This window comes from Rothia sp. HMSC069C01, assembly GCF_001814655.1.
Lineage (GTDB): Bacteria > Actinomycetota > Actinomycetes > Actinomycetales > Micrococcaceae > Rothia > Rothia dentocariosa.
This window is the reverse complement of record NZ_KV817396.1, coordinates 31,586-52,428: the sequence shown is the minus strand read 5'-3', so window position 1 is coordinate 52,428 and position 20,843 is coordinate 31,586. Positions and strand designations below refer to the sequence as shown.

Below are 20,843 nucleotides of genomic sequence, written 5' to 3'. Positions count from 1 at the left end.
ATGACTGAGAAAACTCAAGAAAAAGTAACCGCAGAGGTTCCCGACCTCACCAAGCGCGACAAGATTGATACGTACATCCGCTCCACCTTCCTGCTCGGCTCCTTCAACTTCGAGCGTATGCAGGCCATTGGTTTTGCGGTGTCGATGATACCCGCGATTAAACGTTTCTACACCAAGAAGGAAGATCAGGCAGAAGCACTCACCCGTCACCTGGAGTTCTTCAACACCCAACCCTGGGTCGCGTCCTCCATTATGGGTGTGACTGCCGCTATGGAGCGCGAAAAGGCAGCCGGTAAAGAAGGTATTGATGATGCCGCCATTACCAACGTGAAGGTTGGTCTGATGGGACCGCTCGCAGGCGTGGGCGACCCGATTTACTGGGGTACCGCGCGCATCGTGCTGGCGGCGGTAGGTGCATCCTTCGCTATTGCGGGCAATATTCTGGGACCGCTGATTTTCTTCTTTGGCATGACCGCGATTCGGTGGGCTACCCGCTGGTACGGCTTCAAATATGGGTACGAAAAAGGTACCCAAATCGTGGGCGAAGCGGGCGGCAACACCCTGCAGAAGATTACGCAGGGCGCCTCGGTGATGGGCCTGTTCGTGATGGGGTCGCTCGTATACCGATGGACGACCATCAACATTCCGCTCAAGCTCACGGAATACGAACAAAACGGTAAGAACGTTGAGGTCACCGTGCAGTCGATGATGGATCAGCTGCTGCCCGGGCTCGCCGCACTGGCCCTGTGTTTCCTGTGCATGTGGCTTCTGCGCAAGAGGGTTAACGCCATTTGGATTATTTTCGGTCTCTTTGCCGTGGGTATTGCAGGTTCCTACCTCGGATTCCTGTCACTTCCCTCGTAAGCCCTAGTGACTGTTTAGCCACCCTGCGGGATGCGCGCTCCGGTAGACTGGTACCGGGCGCGCATCCCGTGATTTTTAGCCACCGCACAGACCTGAGGAATCCCATGAAAAAACTGATGGCATTCGACTTGGATGGAACTCTGCTTTTTGACCGGACCATCGACCCCGCGAATGTACAGGCTATTCACCGCTGGCAGCAGGCCGGGAATCTTGCGGTGTGTGCGACGGGGAAAAGTATTTTCGCCACGAAACTTGCCCTCGATAAAACCGGCGTAACCTTCGATTACAACGTGTTGTACACCGGCGCGGTTGTGACCGATGCCGAGTACAACATCCTGCACGCGCAAACTCTGCCGGTGTCAGTGGTGCGCGCCTGCTATGAACGGTTCAAAGAAGAACCGGGGGTCGCTCTTTTTGCCACGACTTTAACCCATGACTATCGTCTGGCGGATAATGTGGGGTCTTCGACTAATATTCTGCCCGAGTTCCTGCCGCTGGCAGAGTCCGAGATTGATACCCAAGATTATGTGGGCGTGCCCCTGTGGATTCCTGAAGACGATGCTCGCGAGCGCACCTACCGCTGGATTCTTGAGGAGTTCGGTGATTCAGTGGATTGTCACAAGAATCAGGATTTTCTGGATATTGTGCCCCCGCGGTGCACGAAGGCGACCGGGCTGGCGTGGCTTGTGGAGTATCTGAAACCGGTTGAGTATGAAACCTACACGATTGGGGATTCCTGGAACGATGTACCCATGCATGAGTGGGCGGATCATGCGGCGTCGTTCAGCTATTCCCCGGATGATGTGAAGGCGCGAACCGAGGTTTCGGTGGATCATGCGTGGGAGTTTATTGACTCTTCGTTGGGTGCGTAGATTCTACGTTTCACGTGAAACTTTTTGCGAAAACAACGTCTATAGATTGTTAAAGCGGGGTAGATGGCGAATGTCTTCAACAAATAAAGAGCGCAATCCCGAGAGTTTTGGCGATGCTTTTCGGCAGGCCGCCCGTGAGTCTTTGGTGAAGAACCAGCGCGAGCGTTCCAGCGATATTGTTTCTATTGCCCCGATTCAACTGGCGCTCGCCGCGTTGGCTATAGGTATTTATGCCCTGTGGAATAGTTGGTTGTGCCTGATCCCGCTGGGAGTGGTGCTGGTGCTCATGTGGGTGCGGTACACCATGCAGCGGCAGATTTCCCGCGATTTTACGCAACTGGATGCGGCGCGCACGGCTTGGCGTAAAACCCGCGATAAGCAGTATTTAGAGTTTATGGCGGAGAATGCCGGGCGCATCCTGAAGGAGAATAAGGCGCTGACCAAGGATGCGCGCAAGCGTGTGCAGGAGTACGCTGACTACGCCTCATCCCGGCTTTAATCCGCTGCCCCCGTTTTCCCGCGAAAGAAAGGCTCTTTCATATGGACGAAAGAGCCTTTTGCAGCGATTCTGCCTGCTGAGTAGTACACCCAGGGGTGTTTTGATCACCCCTGCCGAGTACGTTGCTGCATTTATTACATATATGTAATAAATGCAGCAACGTACCTAACCTAAACCCATGCTTCCCCATTCCAGACTTCTTCTTTAAGTTCTCCCTTCATCACCTGATCCAAGAAATTTTGGGCAAAATTTTGAGCTTGAGAATACGACTCTGGGAACATTTGGGGTTCATCTACTGATTTTGCGATAAGTTTCCTGTATTCCTGATCATTCCAGTTCTCAGGGAAAATTAACCCCTGACAATATGGGTCAAGGTTATTTTCTAGCCTTTTAGCTTCCAGTGCTTTGTACAGATCTGCCGCACGTATCCCAAGAGACTGCTGCGCAAGTACTGGAATATCAATAAGATCTTTAATACGTGTGCTCCGAGAACCGCAATGTCCTACCCCTGGATATACCTGCATAGTTGCAGTTACTTTATCTGCAATATGATCTACCAGTGGATATAGGCTAATATTAGGCATTTCAGGAACATCAAAGACTTCTGCTAAATCATTTCCTGGATAGGATTCATAAGGGGCTGTCGTTATATCTCCCACAACAAGGTCAATATCAATCGGAGAGCATACCGGAGCTCCTGATGCTTTCGAAAGTATGGAAACTTGAAGTTTTCGCCCTGCTTTATCACCCGGCATGACGATATTACCTTTTTCTCGTAGCCTCATCACAACATCATCAGGCGGTATATGTGCGGGGTTTCGGATAAGAATATCCTGTAATGCTTTGTGAGCATCCTGGATAGTTGATTGTGTACTGAAAAGGTCAATATCCCTAGTAGCACGGGCTTTCGTATCTCGCCATAAAAGCGCATTACCCCCTTTGAGAACCCAACCGTGTGGTGATGCCCCAAATATACGTGCTAATACAATGGCACGGTTAAATTCCGCGTCCCGTCGAGCGGGTGCAATATCAGAATATCTTCCTTTACCATCTTTCACTGAGGTGCGTGCCTGAAGGTATGTTCGTGTCAAGATTCTTCTTTCATGGTCGTGTTTTTATAAATTTTCCGGGATATTTCAACTCGATCTGAGGGATAGATGATATCGGGATTACCAATATGCCCACGACCCTCAACCGGCATAATTTTTTCGCCAGATTCTAGGTATGAATCCAAAGCCGGATGCGCAGAAACACGTGTTTCAATCCTGGTTTTGAGAAGCTCACCCATAATCCAAGGTGCGGACGCCGAGTAAACCCTGTAAGAGTACTTGTGCACTGCATCCACAACATCAGACCAGTGAACCTCATACTCTTTCTGAATAAGTTCCTGCAGAACGAGTGAAACCTTCTCAAGGTCGCGGCCTTCCCGCAAGAAATCACAGATCAGTCGGGTTGGAGGAACCAAGGGAAGACCTTCAACAATAGTGGCTTCAGCAGACATATCTTGGCGACGCGACAGACGAATATCCTCGAAAGAGATCTGCTTACGCTCCCGTGAATAAAACTCGTACTGCTGTGTATAGAAGTCGCCTACCCCATATACTTCGGCCGCAGAGGCAGAAGCAACAATAAATTGGGGAGAATCCCACAGTCTCTCCCCCGCACTCTTTTTGGGGTCCAGCGAAAGCCACGCCGCGCGAAGATCGCGATGGATATCCCAGCGAGCAGAGGACAAAACGTACACACCTCGCCGCACCTGCTGTACATACCCTTGACGCACTTTACGATGCAGAGTCGCACGGCTTACCCCGCGCACATCCACCTGTGCCGAGGTTATGAGCCCATACTGTTCGCCCGCAAGAACTTCTACGTCTAGCCATCCCATACTGAGATTATTTCATATATGAAACAAAAACAGTAATATTTGAGATTACAAACTCATTTTAGAAGGTCTTATACTCACGACTGCCTCACAAGAACCTGGTTCGGCAAGGATATTCGCGAGGGCGTAAACCTCGCTATCGAGAACTATGCTCTGTTGCATAAGCTCTGGCGCGAAGAGCGTGTGAACAGGTCGGGGCGCTTCCGCACGCCGCTCAACGGATTTACCTCAACCCCGCGCCCGCTCAACGGTGTTGCCCCGTTCGTATGGCACGGCAGCATCCGTACTCCCAAAATTGCGGAGCAGGCGGCATACTACGGCGACGGCTTCTTCCACAACAACATCTTCTGGCCTAAGGAACACACGCAGCGCATGATTGAGCTGTACCGCGAACGCTACGAATATTACAGTCACGGCAGTGCCGATCAGGCTATCGTAGGTCTGAGTGGGCAGATCTTTATGCGCAAGAATTCACAGGATGCGCGCCGCGAGTTCCGCCCCTTCTTTGATAACGCCCCGGTCTACGGCAGCGGTCCGTCGATGGAGGACTTCATGGAGCAGACCCCGCTGACCGTGGGTTCGCCGCAGGAGGTTATTGAGAAGACCTTGAGTTTCCGCAATTATGCGGGCGATTACCAGCGTCAGATATTCCTGATCGACCATACGGGTCTGGAATTAAAGACCGTGCTGGAACAGCTCGATCTGTTGGGTGAAGAGGCTGTGCCAGTACTGCGCAGGGAGTTTGCAGCTCTAAAACCCACCCACGTGCCGGAGGCGCCCACCCACACCTCGCTGATTGACTGTAAGGAACGCGGTGAAGCGCCCATTCTCGGCGGTACGCGTGCTCAGCAAGCCCAGCGGGCTGCGTAATTCAGCGGTGCATTCTATGGTATTGCCAAGGGTACCGCAGTAGTCGATGCCGGTTCGGGCGATGATCCGCGTCGCCTTACAGTCACCCCGTTTGAGCAGCTTCTTCGGGATGCTCACGACGGGTAACGATTATCTCGCGTGCGGTTAGATATAGAGGTGGGCGGACTATCAAAATCCGCCTACCGTTATATTCTTATTTTGGAATATATACCTTTTGACATGGCAATATTCCATTATTGATATAGAAAGATGTAGGGGAGATTCGGTACAACAGTGCATCGAATCTCCCCTTGCTATCAGGTTTTCCGTGAGGGCGAATGTACGCCACGCTTATTTTCTGAGGGCCTTATGTTCTTTTTACAGAAGCAGCATCTTTTACTATGTTCTGAGCAACCTCTGGAGCATCAGGAAGATCCTCCGGCAGAGGTTCTGCATCCATATCCACAGCCGGTTCAGCAACTTCTTCATCAAGACGCTGCACCACTGGTTCGCCGATCTCTAGTTCTGATTCATCGGGACGTTTGAGCTGAGCGCCAAGATGAGTCAGTTGATCGCGGTTAACCAAGACAACTAATACCAAAGCGTTCAGAAAAAGACCGACGATAAAGAAAATCCAGCCGATCAGCATAAACCTTCCTCCACTGAGCACAGCACCTACTATCAGCAGTGCCGCCGAGCATAGATATGCGGGTGAGAGAAGGAATTTTGTGTTCATAGCAGACCTTTAGCGAACGTTTGAGCGTGGGTGAGAGCCTCGTGAACCGTTGGGTTTTGAGGGAAGAACTCCAAGCTTACCGGCGTCAGACTCGCGGGTCGAAGACTGTGCGGCTTCATCCGATGCGGAGTTTTCTTCTTCACCATCATAAGCCCCGTCATCACCCTCAGGACTGTCATGACGCTCCGTATTTTTATCGCGCATAGCGCCCACAAGGTTATTTTCCATCTCACTTAAGCTTGTCACCAAAGCGGGCGTAGGCTCTCCTTGAGCCTTGGAAATAGTGACCATGTGTGCAAGAACATTCAATCCCAGCGCGGCAAGAACTAGAATCCATCCGAGCCACAGCAGCCATGTCTGTGAGAGGCTAATCAGCAAGGCACCGACCACGATAAGAAGTAGGGAGGTGAGATAGGCGGGCGAAAGTTTTTTAGAATTCATGGGTTTTCACAGCTTTTCAATTATAAAGAAACGCATAAAATATTCGTATACATTATGCGTTTGAACGGCGTAAAATTCCTCTTAATCCAATTTTAGATGATATGAGGTCTCAAAGCATTTCATACCGTGAATTTCCTTAATTTTCCCAGGTTCACGGTGTGAAAATCATAGCTTAACGTTGTTCATCAAATATGGCATTAGAAACATATGGCGAAGAAGGGGCGTCCTTCACGATGGGAATAGTCGAAGTTCCCAGATGACTGCGGAGCATGTTATACCTTTCAAGAGCTACGGCAGGCAACGAAGGCAGAATAAAGTTATTATTCGTGCGCACATTCTCAGCCTGAACCAGAATATCCAACTTACGAATTACTCGGGAAACATCGTGGGAATCGTAACGATCCTGAGCTGAAATCACTGCACGCTGTGCCGCCATCAGCGCCGCATCACGCAGACGAATATAGTCGCTTCGCTTATCCTTGAGCTTTTCGATATGGGGCTTATATTCCTCAGGCAGGCTCTCGATAATCTCGTCGCGGCGAGTAATAGCGGTGTACATATCCTTCACGCGAGCGTAGGTCTCTGGATCAACCGTTGCTTCTGCTTCTTCCTGCAGGGCTTCCAAAGCCGCATTCTGAGCCAGTTTGAGCAGTTCGGGAACGGCCGTATCTTCCTCATGGTTCACCTGCACCTTCAGAATCCTCACCACAAACGGCAGGGTCAGCCCGGGCACCACAAGGGTAAAGAACAGAATCGAAATCATCATCACGATAGCGTCTTCACGCACCTGTTCCATACCGTCGATCATGGGAATAGAGAGCGCAAGAATCAGGGTCACTAGGCCGCGCATCCCCGACCAGGTCATCACGATAACCTCGGCGAAGGATTCGGGAGCACCTTCATGCACCGGGCGGGCAGCCTTACCAACCAGCCAGATGACTGTGAACCACACAAGACGAATTATCATCGCGACCACAGCAATAACGGCACCATCGACGAAGAGACCGGCAATACGCTCTGAGTTGGCTTTATAGATAATTTCGCTCGCCTGCAGGCCGATCAGCCCAAAAGCAATACCGGTCATGAGCAATTCAATAATCTGCCAGAAAGATGAGGTCGTTAGACGATCCTCAGCTTCTAAGGCCACCAAATACTTAGTGCTAGTGAATTGAATTGCGGCGATCACCACGGCAATAACGCCGGATGCGTGAATATTTTCTGCCACCAGATAGGCAGCGAAGGGAATTACAAGAGTTACGGCATTTCTCGTCACCACATCGTGGGCGCGCAGACGCACATAACCACCGATCCAGCCAAACGCAAAACCGATAATAACCGCCAGAACCGACCCTAAAGCGAAGTCCCTCATAACTTCGAGTGGTTCAATGGCGTGGTGTTCCTCCATCGAATGAATAGCAGCATGAAAGAGCACAATCGATATAGCATCGTTGAAACTACCCTCAGTCTGAAGCGTGCCAATCAAACGTCGTGGAATACCGACAGGCTCGGCAACGGCCTCAACAGCAACGGGGTCAGGGGGTGAAACCGCGGCACCGAGCGCCAGAGCGACAGCGACCGTCATTCCGGGAACCCACCACAGGGCAACACCGGCAACGACAAGCGCAGATGCCGTGGTGAGCAGCACCGAATAGAGGAGAACGGATTTCCAGCGGCGCCGGAGTGTACCCCAGGAGAACTTTACACCGATAGCCCACAGCAGCGGTGGCAGGAAGATCGGCAGAATAATATCGCTGTCGATTTCAATATGAGGTCGATCGGGAGGTAGCAGCAGCGCTCCAACACCCAGGATGGTCATCATCACGGGCCAGGGAAGATTAAGGCGATCGCCAACGCTCACCATAATGACTGTTGCAAGTAGAATCAGAACTATAACGGATAAGTAGAGCATTGTCTCTCGTATCAACCCCTTGTATTTTTAGATACACTCATACTCAACTTTACCGGAGAGTCACAGGTAACAGCCCTTCTCGCAGGAGAGTTGGGGTAATGTTCACCTACAAGACGAATAACCGTAAGGTAATACTATTCCAATTTTGGAATATATCGCTTTTACCCCGCAAAGACAGGGAACCCCTTCACCAAAATCAACCTCTGCGATCTTGGTGAAGGGGCAATTATGTTCCGTGAGGGAAGCTAGATGCTATGCCGTCCCACAGCCGCCGGAACCGCATCCGCACCCACCAGAAGCGGCGGGTTTCGGAGTTTCAACCGGCTGAGCGGAATCATGCCCACCACAGCATCCGCCTTCGGAATGCGCGTGCTGTTCTGTCGAGACGGAATCGGATTCGCAGCCGCCCGACCCACAGCCGCATCCTCCCGAGGATGCGGCAGGCTCGCTTTCGTGTCCGCCACAGCATCCGCCGCCATCAACGGAACCGCAGGCTGAGCCGCGTGCCTCACGGTGACCCATCAAATCAACGCCGAGCTCCGAAAGATACGCTAGGTACCCGGCGAGCGCATCACGACTGCCCGAACCGGCGATCACAATCCCGCCGTGACGCAGTGCTTTGAGGGTTTCATTCACGAGCGGCCAACGCTCAATATCATCGGTAATGGTAATAGCACTCACAATATGCATAGCCAGAGATGCCAGCGAACGCAGCGACTCTTCGTAGCCTTCGGGAAGGTGAATAACCTTATCGGGGGCCGCAAGCCGCAAGACGGAGAGGATGCGCATCAGCGTCATCGGAACCGCCTGCTGAGGTAGTTTTACGGTAATGCCGGTAGATTTCCCAGCTCCTAAAGCCACCATCCGGTCAGCGAGTTCATGAGAATCAATATCTTGGCTTATATCTAAAATTTCATAAGAATCAATAGAAATTGAACGTGTACCTAATGCTTCAGCTAATTCCTCATCTTCAGTATGAATTGCTATTACATTGCGAAATTCTTGGCGGCGAAGTGCAGATGCTGCTTCAATAAGCGCAAAATCTTGACCGTCTTCAGTGCTGAGAAGCGACTGCGCTTCATCGCGGGTCAATCCCTCTCCCCCGCTAATGCGTGCCACAAGTTCGGAATATGCGTTACTCATACCATTTATTAAACACCTACGTAAGCCTCAATTTTTACAGTTATGCCACTAGCAATTTCTATAGTTTTCTACATAAATACAATTACTTCTTCATACTCTTTACGAGAATTTATAGGTGTTTTTCATGACAGCAGAGAGATTTCACCCGTAAAATAGACGTGTGGTACTTTCTCAAGCAAAAATTTTAGACACAGCATTTGATCTTCTGGTAACCAATGGTTTAGCGGATTTGTCGATGCGCCGTTTGGCGGCTGAACTTCAAGTTGCTCCCGGCGCCCTCTATTACCATGTGAAGAATAAACAGCACCTTTTGGTACTTCTTGCGAACTATATCTTGGATAAGAAAGCTCCAAAAGAGCTTCTTATGCCCGCGGATTCTAAGGATCCAGAGGCAGTGAAAGAGTCCTTGATCGTGCGCGGACAGGTTCTTTTCGAGACTATTTATTCTATTCCAGAATTTCCTGAAGTTATTCGCCTGGCATTGGCAACTAATCCCGAGCGGCTCAAGCCCGTGGCGGCCATTGCCTATGACGCTCAAAATATGGGGTTTGAGCCTGGGGAGGCGCTGCGCCGGGCCCGCATGCTCATTCACCTTGCCTTGAGCCTGGTGGAGGAGGCACAGGCTATTCCTGTATTGACTTCGCTAACTGCGGAAGCCGAAGAGAATCCCCTGCAGGAAATTCCTAAGCCGGTGTGTGAAGCATATACGGCTGATATTTCCACCGCGATCGATGGACTCATGCTCTCCAAATAATTCCCGCATACAGATGCATATGCATCAGCCGGGGCTGCTGCCGTTGTGCAGTCGTGCCCCGGTGCGCAGGCGTGCAGATGGTATGTTGAAGAGTACCGTTTTATCGCATTGCCTGAATGGAGTCCTATGACGACCACCGCAATCCCGCAGTGGGCTTCTCTGCCCGAACATCAGGATGAAATTCAGCGGGTACGTCAAGAGTTTCGACAGACCTATGGTAAAGAGCCCGATGGGGTATGGTCCGCCCCCGGTCGTTTGAATCTCTTGGGTGAATACATCGACTTTCTAGGTGGTTCGTGCATGCCCATGCCGCTACCCTACCGTACCTACATTGCGGGGTCGCTGCGCCGGGACGGGGTGCTGCGCGCATCCTCTCTGCAGATGCCCGGAGACGAACGCACAATCGTGATTCGGGATATTCAACCCGGGCATATTAAGGGCTGGTTCACCTATGTTGCCGGTGTTGCGTGGGCGATGAATCATGAAGGTGGTCGCGATATTATGCTTCCCGGTCAGTTCGGGGCTGATTTGCTCATTAACTCGCGGGTTCCCGTGGGAGGGGGGCTTTCTTCGTCCGCCGCTTTAGAATGCTCCACAGCACTGGCGCTTCTTGACCTTTCCTGTCCGCTGCGCCCCGGTTGCCCGGATACTGATGCGGTTCCTTCCGACCGCTCCCCCGATAACGATGCACTCCGGGCTCGCCTGGCGCAGGTATGCATCACCGCAGAGAACAAGGTTGCGGGCGCCCATACCGGCGGACTCGATCAGACGGCGTCGCTGCGGTCAAAGCTAGGTCAGGCTTTGGTCGTCGATTTCCGTGATTTTTCGATAGACCCTATTCATCTGAACCTGCAGAAGCACGGGCTAAGTTTTCTTGTTGTTGATACGAATACCCCGCACGCGCTTGCACATAATGGTTTTGCCGACCGGCGTGCCGCCTCTGAATCGTGTGCGAAAGCGCTTGGTCTCACCTTTCTGCGTGATGCTCTTCCCGAAGATCTTTCATGTGCACACCACGACGAACGTGAGGCTAAAGAGTGGCGTTTGGAACTGGTAGATTCTTCGGTTAATCGTTCTCTGACAGCATTAGAGGAACGTGAGGGTCCGGCAACTTTCCCGCGCGGCTGGGTTCGCCATGCGTTTCATGATATGACACTGGTGGGGCGCGCCAGCTACCTGCTCAAACATGCGGATGATCTGGGGTATCGGGCTTTTGAAGAGGCCGGGCGCATCTTTACCGAGTCCTTTATTTCAATGCGCGACGAGCTTCGCGTCTCCCGCCCGGAGATCGACGCTGCGGTTGAAGCATGTCTGGCACACGGGGCCTTAGGGGCGCGCATCGTTGGAGGCGGTTTCGGCGGCGCCGTGATGGCTCTTGTTAAAACATCCCGACTTGAGGAAACAGCTCAGGTGATCGCCCAAGCATACGCCGAACACGGGTACGCCGAGCCTCGTTTTCTGCCGATGGTTGCCGGTTTTCCTGCGGATTGTGATTGGCTCTCGGAGAACTTTAGATAAATTTCACCCTAACTCATGTCATGATATTTCGAGGGTTGTTTATACTCTGTACAACCTCTACACTGTGTTTCAACCAGTCACCCAAAATAAAGGAGAGTCTTATGGGTTTCGATCCGAAGAACATCGTCGAGCAGGGCATCGACAAGGCAAAGAACCTCGTTAACGACAAGGCAGGTAAGGACATCGTCAACGACGAGCACACCTCGAAGGCTGAAGAGGTCGTCAATGAGAACGTCCAGAAGATTACCGATAAGTTCGGTAAGTAAGACTCTAGTCTTCAAGAATTCCCCGCATTCATTTTCATGATGCGGGGAATTTTTCTGTATTCGAAGGCCTTTACCAGCAGATTCGTGATTCTTTCGCCTATGCTGGAATTATCGTCTCAAACGCTCTGTTTTTGTAGTGTTAGACAGCCCGCATGCAGCCTGTTGCTTTACCTCGATGGGTCACAGTAACCGCGGCGGGCTCCCTATTGTGTTATACCTTTGGAGATCAAAATGCTCGAACGTCAGCAAGCAACCCAAGAAGACGCACGCAAAGTTCAGGAAGACGGCGGAGTCGTCATCTATTGGCGCCCTGGATGCCCCTTCTGCGAGCGCCTCGATTCGTCGTTAGGCGACCTGGGCAATCATGCAACCTGGGTCAATATTTGGGAGGATCCTCAGGCGGAGGCTCATGTGAAGAGCCTCAACGACGGCAACGCGGTTGTTCCCACACTCGATACCGGCGATATGCATTTCGTGGTAGCTGACCGCCAAACTCGCGAAAAAGCCGCAACTCTCATTCGCAACACTCTTTCCTAAACCGCCGAAGGACTCCCCTATGCCGCGTCCACCGCTGAACCGCGATACGACCCTTTGCATTTCCCTGTCTGGACGACCGTCAAACCACGGTATCAAGTTCCACAATTATCTGTACGAGAAACACGGCCTTGATTACCTGTATAAGGCGATGACAACCACGGACATTGAGGGTGCTATCGCGGGTGTGCGCGCCCTGGGTATTCGCGGATGTTCCGTTTCTATGCCCTTCAAACAGGCGGTTATTCCGCTCATGGACGAGGTCGATCATTCGGCGCAGGTCATTGGGGCGGTCAATACTATCGTCAATACGGACGGGCACCTGCACGCCTACAATACCGACGTGATTGCAGTAGCTTCCTTGCTGAAATCGCATACTGTTGATCCTAAGCTGCCGTTTCTTCTGCGCGGTTCGGGTGGCATGGCGGCGGCCGTTGCGGGTGCCTTCTACGATGCTGGGTTCCGGGCGGGCACTATTATCGCTCGCAATGAGGATGCAGGCACGGCGCTCGCACGCCGGTACGGGTATGCGTGGGCGCCTGAACCCGGCGATCTTACCGCTCCAGTGATTGTGAATGTTACCCCGATCGGTATGTCTGGCGGTGCCGAGAGCGAGCAACTGGCGTACCCGCAGTCCACGATTGAGGCGGCGTCGGTAGTATTCGATGTTGTGGCGATGCCTGTGGAAACCCCGCTGATTCGTGCTGCTCGCGCTGCTGGTCGTGAGGTTATCACGGGCGGCGAGGTGATTGCTCTGCAGGCGGCTGAACAATTCCGGCTGTATACGGGTGTTACGCTTAGCCCCGATGACATTGCTCAGGCTGAGGCGCAGGCGAACTAGTCTGTACAAGCGTTCCTCTGGGTGCAGTTCGTTGATCGAGCTGCACCCGTTTTTTGTAATTACACATCCTGGGTTTTAAGTTTTCCACAGGTGGGGATAAACATGGGGAAAACCTTACATGCCTGTAATTTCGAGATGATAAAGCCTTCTATCCACAGGTATTTACGGGGTACTAACAAATGTGAAATTACATCACTGTAGTTATTCACAGTGTGGAAAACTCATGTGGATAATCAAAAAATACAGGTGTTTTTCTGTGTTTTAAAGCAATCGGTGGACCACCGTATCCCGCCCTATCCCCACAGGGAAAATTGGGATGCTGCGGCCCACCGAAAATTAGTTATCCACAGGTTTTTCGAGATTACCTTCGGATACTTCGTGTTCGCTGAATAATCTGAGGCGCTAAAAGCGCTGCCGTGGCAAGAGCACCGACCACAAAACCGCCCGCATGAGCCTGCCAGGAAATCCCGGGAACGAGGAAGCCAAAGGCAACGTTCACGGCGATCATAATCATGAGGGCCCGTATATTATCCCGTTCACGCAGAACCACCATAATCACCAGGTAGGCGCCGATCAGCCCGAAGATACCGCCGGATGCGCCCACAACCTCCGCAGTTGGATCGTCCAGAAGAAGCACGCCGAAAGAACCGCCTACGATGGAGAACAGGTATACGAGCAAATACCGCCACCATCCCATCATCTGTTCTAGGGCAATACCAAAGATGTAGAGGGAGAGCATATTCATCACAATATGCGAGTAATCGTTCTGTGAGTGCAAGAAACCACTGGTTAGCACGCGATAGTACTCCCCTGTGAATTCGGTGTAGTCCCATTTCAGGGCAAACATGGAATACACCCAGTACTGCGGGATGATGAGCTGAAGCAGATATACCACCAGGTTAATCCCGATCAGGGTGTACGTTACGTAGGGAACGAACCTGCGCGGTGCGCGCGCCTGATATTGGCGTCCATATAGCTCTCGGTAGCAGTCAGGACAGATCATCCCGACGTCCAGATTAATTTGACATTCCCCGCAGGCGGGACGCATGCACCGTTTACACCGTGCATAGCTCACACGGTCGGAATGCCGCGGGCAGGTGGGCTCCGTCTGAGAGCTATTTTGCTGTGGATTAGATGGGTAGTCCACGTTTTTCCTTTCATACGCTCTTACTCAGTCCCTCGGTTCCCGTGGTTCGGCTCATGGATTACGAGAAGAACGCAGATACGGTGAAGGACCCGTCCCGGTTGCCCAGGCGGGTCCTTTCCCAGCACGAAATTAGAGTTTCTTGATGTCGATTGAAGAGATAACGACATCCTTCACCGGGCGATCCTGTGCACCGGTTTCAACGCTTTCAATAGCGTCTACAACCTTCTTTGAAGCCTCGTCAGCAACCTCACCGAAGATGGTGTGGCGACCGTTCAGCCAAGGAGTCTCTGCCGTGGTAATAAAGAACTGCGAGCCGTTGGTGCCGGGACCTGCGTTTGCCATTGCGAGCAGGTAGGGCTTAGAGAAAGAAAGCTCGGGGTGAATCTCGTCCTTGAACTGGTAGCCGGGGCCGCCAATACCCATGCCGAGAGGGTCACCGCCTTGAATCATGAAGTCCTTGATAATACGGTGGAACACCACATCTTTGTAGAGCGGAGTGTTCATGACCTCGCCGCTGCGGGGGTGCTTCCACTCTTTAGAACCGTCTGCCAGACCGATAAAGTTCTCAACGGTCAGCGGTGCATGGTTGCCAAAGAGATCAACGACAATATCACCGTAGTTGGTGTGAATAGTTGCTTGAGCTGTTGCATTAGTCATAGGTCTATTTTGTCATGTTGTCTCTATGATGCGCTAGAAGCCGCGCTATCACGGCGTCACGTTAAATTTAGCCTGCTGAGAAAACACGGGCGGTTTATCAGTATTTTTAGCTGAGGTGAGGGTTTCAACAAGCATTTTTCAGGGTAATTCCTTATGCTGAGAGGTGAACATTTACCCGCGTACGTGAGGTATTGCGGTATGACTAATGGAGGTTCACGATGTTCTGCAAGAAGCGCAAGGCTCGTAAAGCCGCGAAGAATTCGGCTGTCGTCGCCGCTATGGCCATGGCAGAGAAGGCCGATGACCTGAATATCCCCGGGCACGCAGATATGTTTGCTGAGAAGCTCACCGGCAAGAAAAAAGCCATGAAGAAGGCTCGCAAGACCGCCTCGAAAACCGCACGCAAGGCCCATAAAGAGCTGGCACGCATCGAGCGCAACGGCGGTAAACGCCCCCGTAAGGGTCTAGCCCTGGTGGGTCTGGTTCTTGCGCTGGGTATTGGAGGCGTTGCCGCCTACAACGCGGCCCGCCCGGTTGAAGACCCCTGGAAGAGCGCCTAGTTACCCCTCTCCCCCATATCCGAAAAGCCATTTTCTTGATTCCCTTGTTCTACAGGGTGGATCGCGGAAGATGGCTTTTCTGTTTTTAAGGTTCCTCTACTGAGGTCATATAAATCTGATGCCAGTACCAACGTGCAAACACGTAGTTCACTGTGTACGCCCAGTGGGTTCTAGAAGCTTCAAGATGGCAATCGAGACAAAGAGAGCCGATACCAGCCAGAGGAGATCTCCCCAGCCGAAAGGCCGAAAGAACGCGACGCCAAAGACCGTGATCATCGCGGATGCTGCTGCCAAGATTACCGAGGTGGTCAACGGAATACGGCGTGGCAGAAAGAAGTGGGCAGTCCACAGTAAAGCCATCAGGAAGAAAATGGCGGATAGTCCTCGCCACCACGGTTCCAGCTTGCTGATCCCAGCTTCGCCCGAGGTGACAACTGCGGCTATCCAGCCAATGATAACTAGTGCCACAACGGTCACGGCCATAAGACCTGAAGCCACGCGGGACATGTCGTTGTCCTTTTTCGTCATATCGGTCATCAAGGTGCTCCCATCGCCCGGGCAGAGCTTCTATCCTACTGTTTACACCTATCACGGTAGATCACAAAGGGCGGCGCTAAAAGCATCATCGGACGGATATTGGGCTGAATATTCAGCGCCGTAGCAGATAGAGTCTGCTGAATTATCTGGTGAAGAAGACTATTTCGACAAGGATAAGTCATATGCACAGCAGAAGGCTAGTAGGTTCGGTATCGTGCAGACATACATTCTGACCATTAGCCCGTTGTATATGAGCAAGCAGGCAGATATAGCAAAGGGGCCTCAGACATAACGTCTGAGGCCCCTTCAAAAAACTAGTCCGGCGACAACCTACTCTCCCACACCCATCAAAGTGCAGTACCATCAGCGCAAAGAGGCTTAGCTACTGGGTTCGGAATGGAACCAGGCGTTTCCCTCTCACTATAATCACCGAAACGTGGAGGCGAGGGGACTCGAACCCCTAACCCTCTGCTTGCAAAGCAGATGCGCTACCAATTGCGCCACGCCCCCGCGGTGCTCTACTACTATAAACTACTTTTTATAACGTAAGCAAATCCAGCAGAGCGTTTCTTATGAGAAGTACATCACAAGATTTACAGACCCCTAAAAATTGTTTCCTTCACACGAATGTGCATTTCTTTGAGTCCCTCCAGCGTGACCCTCTGTTCACGCATATACGTTTGAGCCACATCCACGAGGTCTTCGGGATTTCCGTCAATAACAATAATCAGGCTGTCCTTCTCCCCCGACTTACGGCTGCTGCTTTTTCCTGAGGTATCGTCTATCCAACGTGCCGTGAAGCTCTTCAAGTTATTGAATTCCTGGGTCTCCATAGCATCCTGAAGCGCCATAGTTATCAGATTCAAACGCTCGGCGCCCAAAACCTGAATTGAAATATCCGCGGTAGCACCCGAAGGAACCTGAAGTTTATTGCGCTGCACGGTATATTGCACTCGCATTCCCTGCGAGAACTGCGCGTTTTGCAGGGTTCGCAGATTTTCCTTGATCTTGTTCCATGCGCCCTTCGTGAGGCTTGCATCGACGTCAAGGGTATTCGAATCGTTGTCTTTTTGAATGCTCAACGCATCAACAGCATAGCGAGGTACTGAAACCCCAAGAATTGTTCCCCACTCAGCTTCGGATATTCCTTGTGGGGCAGGAATGGTCATAGCTGCTTCATTATCCGAGGGTTCAAGAGTAATGGACTCGGGGTGTCCATATTCCCACAAGGCCGAAAGAGCACGTGCGGTACCGGCAGAATCTTGTCGCCCACGACTCGTTATCGAGATACGCCCAATAAGTTCAAGATTATCCTCAGAGTTATCGTCCTTGTTCCGACCCTGAATCGTAAATTCTTCGACCTTGAGATAGGTTCCGTCAATATTCTCTCGAATATCGCGCTCCCATTTTTCAAGCTGTTTCCTCCGCGAAACAGTCGCCGCCGCCTCATCGCCTAATATTCCGGCACGTGCAAACTGGGGCATCATCGCAACAACGTCGGCAGCCACGATGCATCCCGCCGTCAGCAAAAGCGAGCGCCTGCTCAGAGAATTCACGCGCTGAGGAACATATTTCTTCCATCCGCTAGACTGAGCATCTTTGTGTGCAACATCGTTATTTTCCGCGTTCTGCGACATTACGATATTCCTTTCACCGGTGAGTGAGATTCTACGTTTTTATCTCTACTCCCAGAATACCCAATACCGTCGCAGAAGAACTCATCAGGACTGTCTCATCCGCTTCACATCACATGAGATTACGTTCAGGCAGATTAGTACGCGCGCCATAAACACTTAAAGCTGTGGGGCAAGAATTACTGCAATTCTTGCCCCACAGCTTTGTCTTCGGATTATCCTAGGCAGATTCAGCTTTTTGAGTCTCTTCTTCATGCTGCCCGGCGTTGTTTTGTTCAAGTGCCTCGTTCTGGAGTGTCACATCGGCTGCCGCAAGTTCGGCAATACGGATTTCCCCGGTAGTGGGGTCATCATAGGTGACATATTCAGGATGCCCCTCGATCTCAGTACCGTCATTTACGTGAGTCTCCGATATTAAGAAACCGTGTGCACCTAAAATTTTGGCGACTCGGTCAATATCTTGAGGGGTTGGTGTATGGTCTACCACACGACGAATGTATTCGTTAATGCGTTGGTCACTTACATACGCCTCGCCGCGAGCGGCACGCGACTGCATAAGACGACGCACAACTTCTTGAAGCTGTTCGTCAGTCAAACGCATTTTCAAAATTGCCATAACCGCTGCACGGTCTTGAACAGGAACGTCCTTCGGGTAACCGACACTGAGCCAGTCAACAACACGCGAGATGATGTTTTTATCCGGCATCGGATACCTCCTCTATACGTTCATCATATCTATCTTCAAGCATGTATTTAGTGACCTCCACCGGTCACACCAAAGATATTCCACCCAAAAGTATGGAAGATGAAATCTTTGGCGACCCACAGAATGCCAATAAACACAATTCCTATGATGATAGCAAATACAACGCTCGCGGCAATCTTTGAACCGCGACTAGGAGGCTGAATCTCGATGAGTTTACCGTCTGCCGTGTACTCGGTATCCCCCGCCAGCAAGCGCATTCCAAAGGCATAGAGCGCTGGCAAACCGGCACCTAAGAAAAGCCCAGCAAGAACAACAGGGACGATCTTTTCAAACAATTCGAAAAGAGACATTATGCACCCGCCTTTTCACGTGCCGGAGAGGGTAATTCAGGAATGTCTTGATTATCGCTTTGGCGACTCTCAAGAGTTTCGTCCTGAGTCTTCTCAGTCTCCCCACCCTTGGTGTCGTTCCAGTCGGCGGTTACGTTCGATGCGTCCACAGCATCCTTCTGGGAATGGCGCCACATCCAGATACTAAAGGCCAGCAGGATCAAGAAGACAACCAACTCGCCCACGTAATGAGTATTCGTCAGGTTATTCAGTCCCGTACCAATCAGCCACGTAATAGCACCGATAGCGGCAGCGGCGGGAAGAGTAATAACCCAGGCGATCACCATACGCCCGGCAACACCCCAGCGTACTTCTGCGCCTTTACGACCCAAACCGGTACCCAGAATTGAGCCGGTAGCAACATGGGTGGTCGAAAGTGCCATACCAAAGTGCGAGGAGGTCAGAATAATTGCTGCAGATGCTCCGTCGGCGGCTACGCCCTGCGGGGTATCAACTTCCACAATGCCCTTACCCAGAGTGCGGATAATACGCCAGCCGCCCAGGTAGGTACCCAAGGCAATGGCTATGGCACAGGATGCTTTGACCCAGAACGGGATAGCATCGTCGTCTTTTACGGTACCGGAAGCAACTAGGGCTAGGAAGATCACGCCCATAGTTTTCTGCGCATCGTTGGTGCCGTGCGCCAAGGACATAAGGGATGCGGTGCCCACCTGACCCCAACGGAATCCGTTGGTCTTCTTATCATCAGATACCGGCGAGGCGACGCGGTAGACCAGCCATGTACCCACCGTAGAAACAAGAGCCGCCACAACCGGGGACATCACGGCGGGAATTACGATCTTGGAAACAACGCCTTCCCACTGCACACCATTGAGCCCCATAGCGGCGAGCGCAGAACCGATCAAACCGCCGAAAAGAGCGTGGGAAGAACTGGAGGGAAGCCCAAAAAGCCAGGTCAGCACATTCCAAAGAATACCGCCTACAAGACCGGTAAAGACGATCAACATAAGATCGGAACCGTTGGTACTGATATCAATCCTGTCAAGGTTTACCAGCCCTTTACCGACGGTTTTAGCAACCTCGACGGATAGAAAGGCACCCACTAGGTTCAGCGATGCTGACAACGCCACCGCTGTCTTAGGCTTAAGCGCACCGGTAGCGATGGAGGTCGCCATCGCGTTTCCGGTATCGTGAAAGCCGTTTGTGAAGTCGAAGGCCAGTGCCGTCAACACCACAATCACGAGGATGATAAGTTCAGTAGTCACATTTTGATTATGGAATGTCTCGCGTAAAATCTAAAGTATTCTTCCCCGAAACGAAATAACACTTAAAACAACATAAACCAACACAATGCCTGTGGGCTACAATGCCTCATCTTGACCTAAAAACCCGAGAAATAAAGGATATACGGATAATAAATCCACCGTATACCACGAACCTTTTCCATGGTTTTCTGTGGTTTATAGCGTTTCCTAAGATTCTCCCCAACAGCAGGTCTCCTCATGTATAACACGTGTTCATCTACTGTTCATGTAGATGCGAGGATTTATGACGTAGCGCGATTATAAGGTTTGTAATTCTATCTAGGAACACTACATATTCGAGAGAATTCAGCGGCATTTTGGTGATAAAACGAAGGACCCCGAGTTCTATGCTCGGGGTCCTTTTCTAAAACTAGTCCGGCGACAACCTACTCTCCCACACCCATCAAAGTGCAGTACCATCAGCGCAAAGAGGCTTAGCTACTGGGTTCGGAATGGAACCAGGCGTTTCCCTCTCACTATAATCACCGAAACGTGGAGGCGAGGGGACTCGAACCCCTAACCCTCTGCTTGCAAAGCAGATGCGCTACCAATTGCGCCACGCCCCCGCATTAGCGGAAAATCGCTATGAAGTTCTAAATGGAATCTGTAGATTCCTGCCAGGCCTGACGGACCTGCTGCGACTGAACCTTTTTGAAGCCCAGAAATGCCACGATCGAGACAGCCGCAAGAACAAAGAGCTTTTTCATAGCAACCTTTCGTCATGGAGAGTGGGCGTACCAAGACTTGAACTTGGGACCTCTTCGTTATCAGCGAAGCGCTCTAACCGCCTGAGCTATACGCCCTCCCATTCCGGCGGAATTCTCCGCAAGAACGAAATAT

At 51.6% G+C, this 20,843-nt stretch carries 23 protein-coding genes, 3 tRNA genes, 2 rRNA genes and 1 pseudogene; 10 read left to right on the top strand and 19 right to left on the bottom strand.

Translation table 11 applies throughout. From position 1 onward, the window contains the following. From HMPREF2981_RS05845 to HMPREF2981_RS05835, 3 genes are all read left to right on the top strand, one after another. On the top strand, positions 1-864 hold the full coding sequence (locus HMPREF2981_RS05845; protein WP_070449377.1) for a PTS system mannose/fructose/sorbose family transporter subunit IID: 864 nt from the start codon (positions 1-3) through the stop codon (positions 862-864). A 104-nt stretch (positions 865-968) separates the two neighbouring features. Next, positions 969-1,736: an HAD family hydrolase gene (locus HMPREF2981_RS05840; protein WP_048755410.1), complete on the top strand. Its 768-nt coding sequence runs from the start codon at positions 969-971 to the stop codon at positions 1,734-1,736. Between the two features lie 70 nt (positions 1,737-1,806). After that, the gene (locus tag HMPREF2981_RS05835; protein WP_048755411.1) at positions 1,807-2,235 is read left to right on the top strand and encodes a hypothetical protein; all 429 of its coding nucleotides are present in this window, start codon (positions 1,807-1,809) and stop codon (positions 2,233-2,235) included. 170 nt (positions 2,236-2,405) lie between these two features. Here the strand turns inward: HMPREF2981_RS05835 and HMPREF2981_RS05830 are convergent, their stop codons facing one another. Then, a complete protein-coding gene (locus tag HMPREF2981_RS05830) occupies positions 2,406-3,293 on the bottom strand; it encodes a nucleotidyl transferase AbiEii/AbiGii toxin family protein (RefSeq protein WP_048755412.1) in 888 nt (295 codons plus the stop codon). Positions 3,294-3,322: 29 nt separating this feature from the next. After that, entirely contained in the window at positions 3,323-4,120 is a 798-nt protein-coding gene (locus HMPREF2981_RS05825; protein ID WP_070661599.1) for a type IV toxin-antitoxin system AbiEi family antitoxin domain-containing protein, read from the bottom strand. Between the two features lie 96 nt (positions 4,121-4,216). Here HMPREF2981_RS05825 and HMPREF2981_RS05820 point away from each other — a divergent pair. Continuing rightward, a pseudogene (locus HMPREF2981_RS05820) lies at positions 4,217-4,987 on the top strand (LLM class flavin-dependent oxidoreductase); the annotation flags it as partial. A 346-nt stretch (positions 4,988-5,333) separates the two neighbouring features. Here the strand turns inward: HMPREF2981_RS05820 and HMPREF2981_RS05815 are convergent. The 4 genes from HMPREF2981_RS05815 to HMPREF2981_RS05800 all read right to left on the bottom strand — a co-directional run bounded on the left by HMPREF2981_RS05815 (position 5,334) and on the right by HMPREF2981_RS05800 (position 9,195). Further along, a complete protein-coding gene (locus tag HMPREF2981_RS05815; protein ID WP_070661597.1) occupies positions 5,334-5,702 on the bottom strand; it encodes a hypothetical protein in 369 nt (122 codons plus the stop codon). A gap of 9 nt (positions 5,703-5,711) precedes the next feature. Then, a complete protein-coding gene (locus HMPREF2981_RS05810; protein WP_048751395.1) occupies positions 5,712-6,143 on the bottom strand; it encodes a hypothetical protein in 432 nt (143 codons plus the stop codon). Between the two features lie 172 nt (positions 6,144-6,315). After that, positions 6,316-8,052 (bottom strand): cation:proton antiporter, encoded by a 1,737-nt coding sequence (locus HMPREF2981_RS05805; protein ID WP_070661592.1) that lies wholly within the window; start codon positions 8,050-8,052, stop codon positions 6,316-6,318. Between the two features lie 252 nt (positions 8,053-8,304). Then, the gene (locus tag HMPREF2981_RS05800) at positions 8,305-9,195 is read right to left on the bottom strand and encodes a biotin synthase (RefSeq protein ID WP_070661589.1); all 891 of its coding nucleotides are present in this window, start codon (positions 9,193-9,195) and stop codon (positions 8,305-8,307) included. A gap of 160 nt (positions 9,196-9,355) precedes the next feature. On the opposite strand from HMPREF2981_RS05800, the gene HMPREF2981_RS11215 reads away from it, so the two are divergent. The 5 genes from HMPREF2981_RS11215 (at position 9,356) to HMPREF2981_RS05775 (ending at position 13,108) form a co-directional block, all read left to right on the top strand. Further along, the gene (locus HMPREF2981_RS11215; RefSeq protein WP_037231446.1) at positions 9,356-9,949 is read left to right on the top strand and encodes a TetR/AcrR family transcriptional regulator; all 594 of its coding nucleotides are present in this window, start codon (positions 9,356-9,358) and stop codon (positions 9,947-9,949) included. Between the two features lie 126 nt (positions 9,950-10,075). Then, complete coding sequence (locus HMPREF2981_RS05790) at positions 10,076-11,467, top strand: galactokinase (RefSeq protein WP_070661586.1); 1,392 nt, start codon at positions 10,076-10,078, stop codon at positions 11,465-11,467. A gap of 101 nt (positions 11,468-11,568) precedes the next feature. Continuing rightward, positions 11,569-11,733 carry a ribosome recycling factor gene (locus HMPREF2981_RS05785; protein ID WP_070661584.1) on the top strand — a complete coding sequence of 55 codons (165 nt, stop codon included), beginning with the start codon at positions 11,569-11,571 and terminating at the stop codon, positions 11,731-11,733. Positions 11,734-11,964: 231 nt separating this feature from the next. Then, positions 11,965-12,270: a glutaredoxin domain-containing protein gene (locus tag HMPREF2981_RS05780; RefSeq protein ID WP_013398139.1), complete on the top strand. Its 306-nt coding sequence runs from the start codon at positions 11,965-11,967 to the stop codon at positions 12,268-12,270. A gap of 19 nt (positions 12,271-12,289) precedes the next feature. Continuing rightward, on the top strand, positions 12,290-13,108 hold the full coding sequence (locus HMPREF2981_RS05775) for a shikimate 5-dehydrogenase (RefSeq protein ID WP_070661581.1): 819 nt from the start codon (positions 12,290-12,292) through the stop codon (positions 13,106-13,108). A gap of 361 nt (positions 13,109-13,469) precedes the next feature. Here the strand turns inward: HMPREF2981_RS05775 and HMPREF2981_RS05770 are convergent, their stop codons facing one another. Both HMPREF2981_RS05770 and HMPREF2981_RS05765 read right to left on the bottom strand, forming a co-directional pair. Beyond that, positions 13,470-14,111, bottom strand: a complete 642-nt coding sequence (locus HMPREF2981_RS05770) for a rhomboid family intramembrane serine protease (protein WP_246825343.1) — start codon at positions 14,109-14,111, stop codon at positions 13,470-13,472. Between the two features lie 273 nt (positions 14,112-14,384). Next, on the bottom strand, positions 14,385-14,912 hold the full coding sequence (locus HMPREF2981_RS05765) for a peptidylprolyl isomerase (RefSeq protein WP_004005916.1): 528 nt from the start codon (positions 14,910-14,912) through the stop codon (positions 14,385-14,387). 218 nt (positions 14,913-15,130) lie between these two features. Here HMPREF2981_RS05765 and HMPREF2981_RS05760 point away from each other — a divergent pair, with 218 nt between their 5' ends. Beyond that, the gene (locus HMPREF2981_RS05760) at positions 15,131-15,472 is read left to right on the top strand and encodes a hypothetical protein (protein ID WP_013398143.1); all 342 of its coding nucleotides are present in this window, start codon (positions 15,131-15,133) and stop codon (positions 15,470-15,472) included. A 147-nt stretch (positions 15,473-15,619) separates the two neighbouring features. On the opposite strand, the gene HMPREF2981_RS05755 is transcribed toward HMPREF2981_RS05760, so the two are convergent. The 11 genes from HMPREF2981_RS05755 to HMPREF2981_RS05710 all read right to left on the bottom strand — a co-directional run bounded on the left by HMPREF2981_RS05755 (position 15,620) and on the right by HMPREF2981_RS05710 (position 20,806). Further along, positions 15,620-16,009 carry a hypothetical protein gene (locus HMPREF2981_RS05755; RefSeq protein ID WP_070661575.1) on the bottom strand — a complete coding sequence of 130 codons (390 nt, stop codon included), beginning with the start codon at positions 16,007-16,009 and terminating at the stop codon, positions 15,620-15,622. Positions 16,010-16,326: 317 nt separating this feature from the next. Further along, positions 16,327-16,443 (bottom strand): 5S ribosomal RNA (gene rrf / locus HMPREF2981_RS05750). Between the two features lie 3 nt (positions 16,444-16,446). Then, positions 16,447-16,519 (bottom strand) — tRNA-Ala (locus HMPREF2981_RS05745). An 83-nt stretch (positions 16,520-16,602) separates the two neighbouring features. Continuing rightward, positions 16,603-17,646, bottom strand: coding sequence for a hypothetical protein (locus HMPREF2981_RS05740; RefSeq protein ID WP_004005919.1), 1,044 nt, complete (start codon positions 17,644-17,646; stop codon positions 16,603-16,605). Positions 17,647-17,863: 217 nt separating this feature from the next. Next, complete coding sequence (locus HMPREF2981_RS05735) at positions 17,864-18,349, bottom strand: DUF3349 domain-containing protein (RefSeq protein WP_004005920.1); 486 nt, start codon at positions 18,347-18,349, stop codon at positions 17,864-17,866. Between the two features lie 47 nt (positions 18,350-18,396). Next, a complete protein-coding gene (locus tag HMPREF2981_RS05730; protein WP_004005921.1) occupies positions 18,397-18,699 on the bottom strand; it encodes a hypothetical protein in 303 nt (100 codons plus the stop codon). Beyond that, positions 18,699-19,964 (bottom strand): inorganic phosphate transporter, encoded by a 1,266-nt coding sequence (locus HMPREF2981_RS05725; RefSeq protein WP_070661572.1) that lies wholly within the window; start codon positions 19,962-19,964, stop codon positions 18,699-18,701. The genes HMPREF2981_RS05730 and HMPREF2981_RS05725 overlap by 1 nt, the downstream gene beginning before the upstream one ends. Positions 19,965-20,376: 412 nt before the next feature. Further along, positions 20,377-20,493 (bottom strand): 5S ribosomal RNA (gene rrf / locus HMPREF2981_RS05720). A 3-nt stretch (positions 20,494-20,496) separates the two neighbouring features. Continuing rightward, a tRNA-Ala gene (locus HMPREF2981_RS05715) sits at positions 20,497-20,569 on the bottom strand. A gap of 27 nt (positions 20,570-20,596) precedes the next feature. Continuing rightward, on the bottom strand, positions 20,597-20,710 hold the full coding sequence (locus tag HMPREF2981_RS10795; protein ID WP_115333524.1) for a DUF2648 domain-containing protein: 114 nt from the start codon (positions 20,708-20,710) through the stop codon (positions 20,597-20,599). Between the two features lie 22 nt (positions 20,711-20,732). Next, positions 20,733-20,806: transfer RNA gene (locus tag HMPREF2981_RS05710), tRNA-Ile, on the bottom strand. Positions 20,807-20,843: the final 37 nt, after the last annotated feature.

Coding starts and splice junctions, on each gene's coding strand:
- HMPREF2981_RS05770 (WP_246825343.1), bottom strand. CDS start 14,111: ATGATCTGTCCTGACTGCTACCGAGAGCTATATGGACGCCAATATCAG.
- HMPREF2981_RS05840 (WP_048755410.1), top strand. CDS start 969: ATGAAAAAACTGATGGCATTCGACTTGGATGGAACTCTGCTTTTTGAC.
- HMPREF2981_RS05800 (WP_070661589.1), bottom strand. CDS start 9,195: ATGAGTAACGCATATTCCGAACTTGTGGCACGCATTAGCGGGGGAGAG.
- HMPREF2981_RS05815 (WP_070661597.1), bottom strand. CDS start 5,702: ATGAACACAAAATTCCTTCTCTCACCCGCATATCTATGCTCGGCGGCA.
- HMPREF2981_RS05845 (WP_070449377.1), top strand. CDS start 1: ATGACTGAGAAAACTCAAGAAAAAGTAACCGCAGAGGTTCCCGACCTC.
- HMPREF2981_RS05730 (WP_004005921.1), bottom strand. CDS start 18,699: ATGTCTCTTTTCGAATTGTTTGAAAAGATCGTCCCTGTTGTTCTTGCT.
- HMPREF2981_RS05755 (WP_070661575.1), bottom strand. CDS start 16,009: ATGACCGATATGACGAAAAAGGACAACGACATGTCCCGCGTGGCTTCA.
- HMPREF2981_RS05740 (WP_004005919.1), bottom strand. CDS start 17,646: ATGTCGCAGAACGCGGAAAATAACGATGTTGCACACAAAGATGCTCAG.
- HMPREF2981_RS05810 (WP_048751395.1), bottom strand. CDS start 6,143: ATGAATTCTAAAAAACTTTCGCCCGCCTATCTCACCTCCCTACTTCTT.
- HMPREF2981_RS05765 (WP_004005916.1), bottom strand. CDS start 14,912: ATGACTAATGCAACAGCTCAAGCAACTATTCACACCAACTACGGTGAT.
- HMPREF2981_RS05790 (WP_070661586.1), top strand. CDS start 10,076: ATGACGACCACCGCAATCCCGCAGTGGGCTTCTCTGCCCGAACATCAG.
- HMPREF2981_RS05805 (WP_070661592.1), bottom strand. CDS start 8,052: ATGCTCTACTTATCCGTTATAGTTCTGATTCTACTTGCAACAGTCATT.
- HMPREF2981_RS05780 (WP_013398139.1), top strand. CDS start 11,965: ATGCTCGAACGTCAGCAAGCAACCCAAGAAGACGCACGCAAAGTTCAG.
- HMPREF2981_RS05735 (WP_004005920.1), bottom strand. CDS start 18,349: ATGCCGGATAAAAACATCATCTCGCGTGTTGTTGACTGGCTCAGTGTC.
- HMPREF2981_RS05825 (WP_070661599.1), bottom strand. CDS start 4,120: ATGGGATGGCTAGACGTAGAAGTTCTTGCGGGCGAACAGTATGGGCTC.
- HMPREF2981_RS05775 (WP_070661581.1), top strand. CDS start 12,290: ATGCCGCGTCCACCGCTGAACCGCGATACGACCCTTTGCATTTCCCTG.
- HMPREF2981_RS05835 (WP_048755411.1), top strand. CDS start 1,807: ATGTCTTCAACAAATAAAGAGCGCAATCCCGAGAGTTTTGGCGATGCT.
- HMPREF2981_RS05760 (WP_013398143.1), top strand. CDS start 15,131: ATGTTCTGCAAGAAGCGCAAGGCTCGTAAAGCCGCGAAGAATTCGGCT.
- HMPREF2981_RS05785 (WP_070661584.1), top strand. CDS start 11,569: ATGGGTTTCGATCCGAAGAACATCGTCGAGCAGGGCATCGACAAGGCA.
- HMPREF2981_RS10795 (WP_115333524.1), bottom strand. CDS start 20,710: ATGAAAAAGCTCTTTGTTCTTGCGGCTGTCTCGATCGTGGCATTTCTG.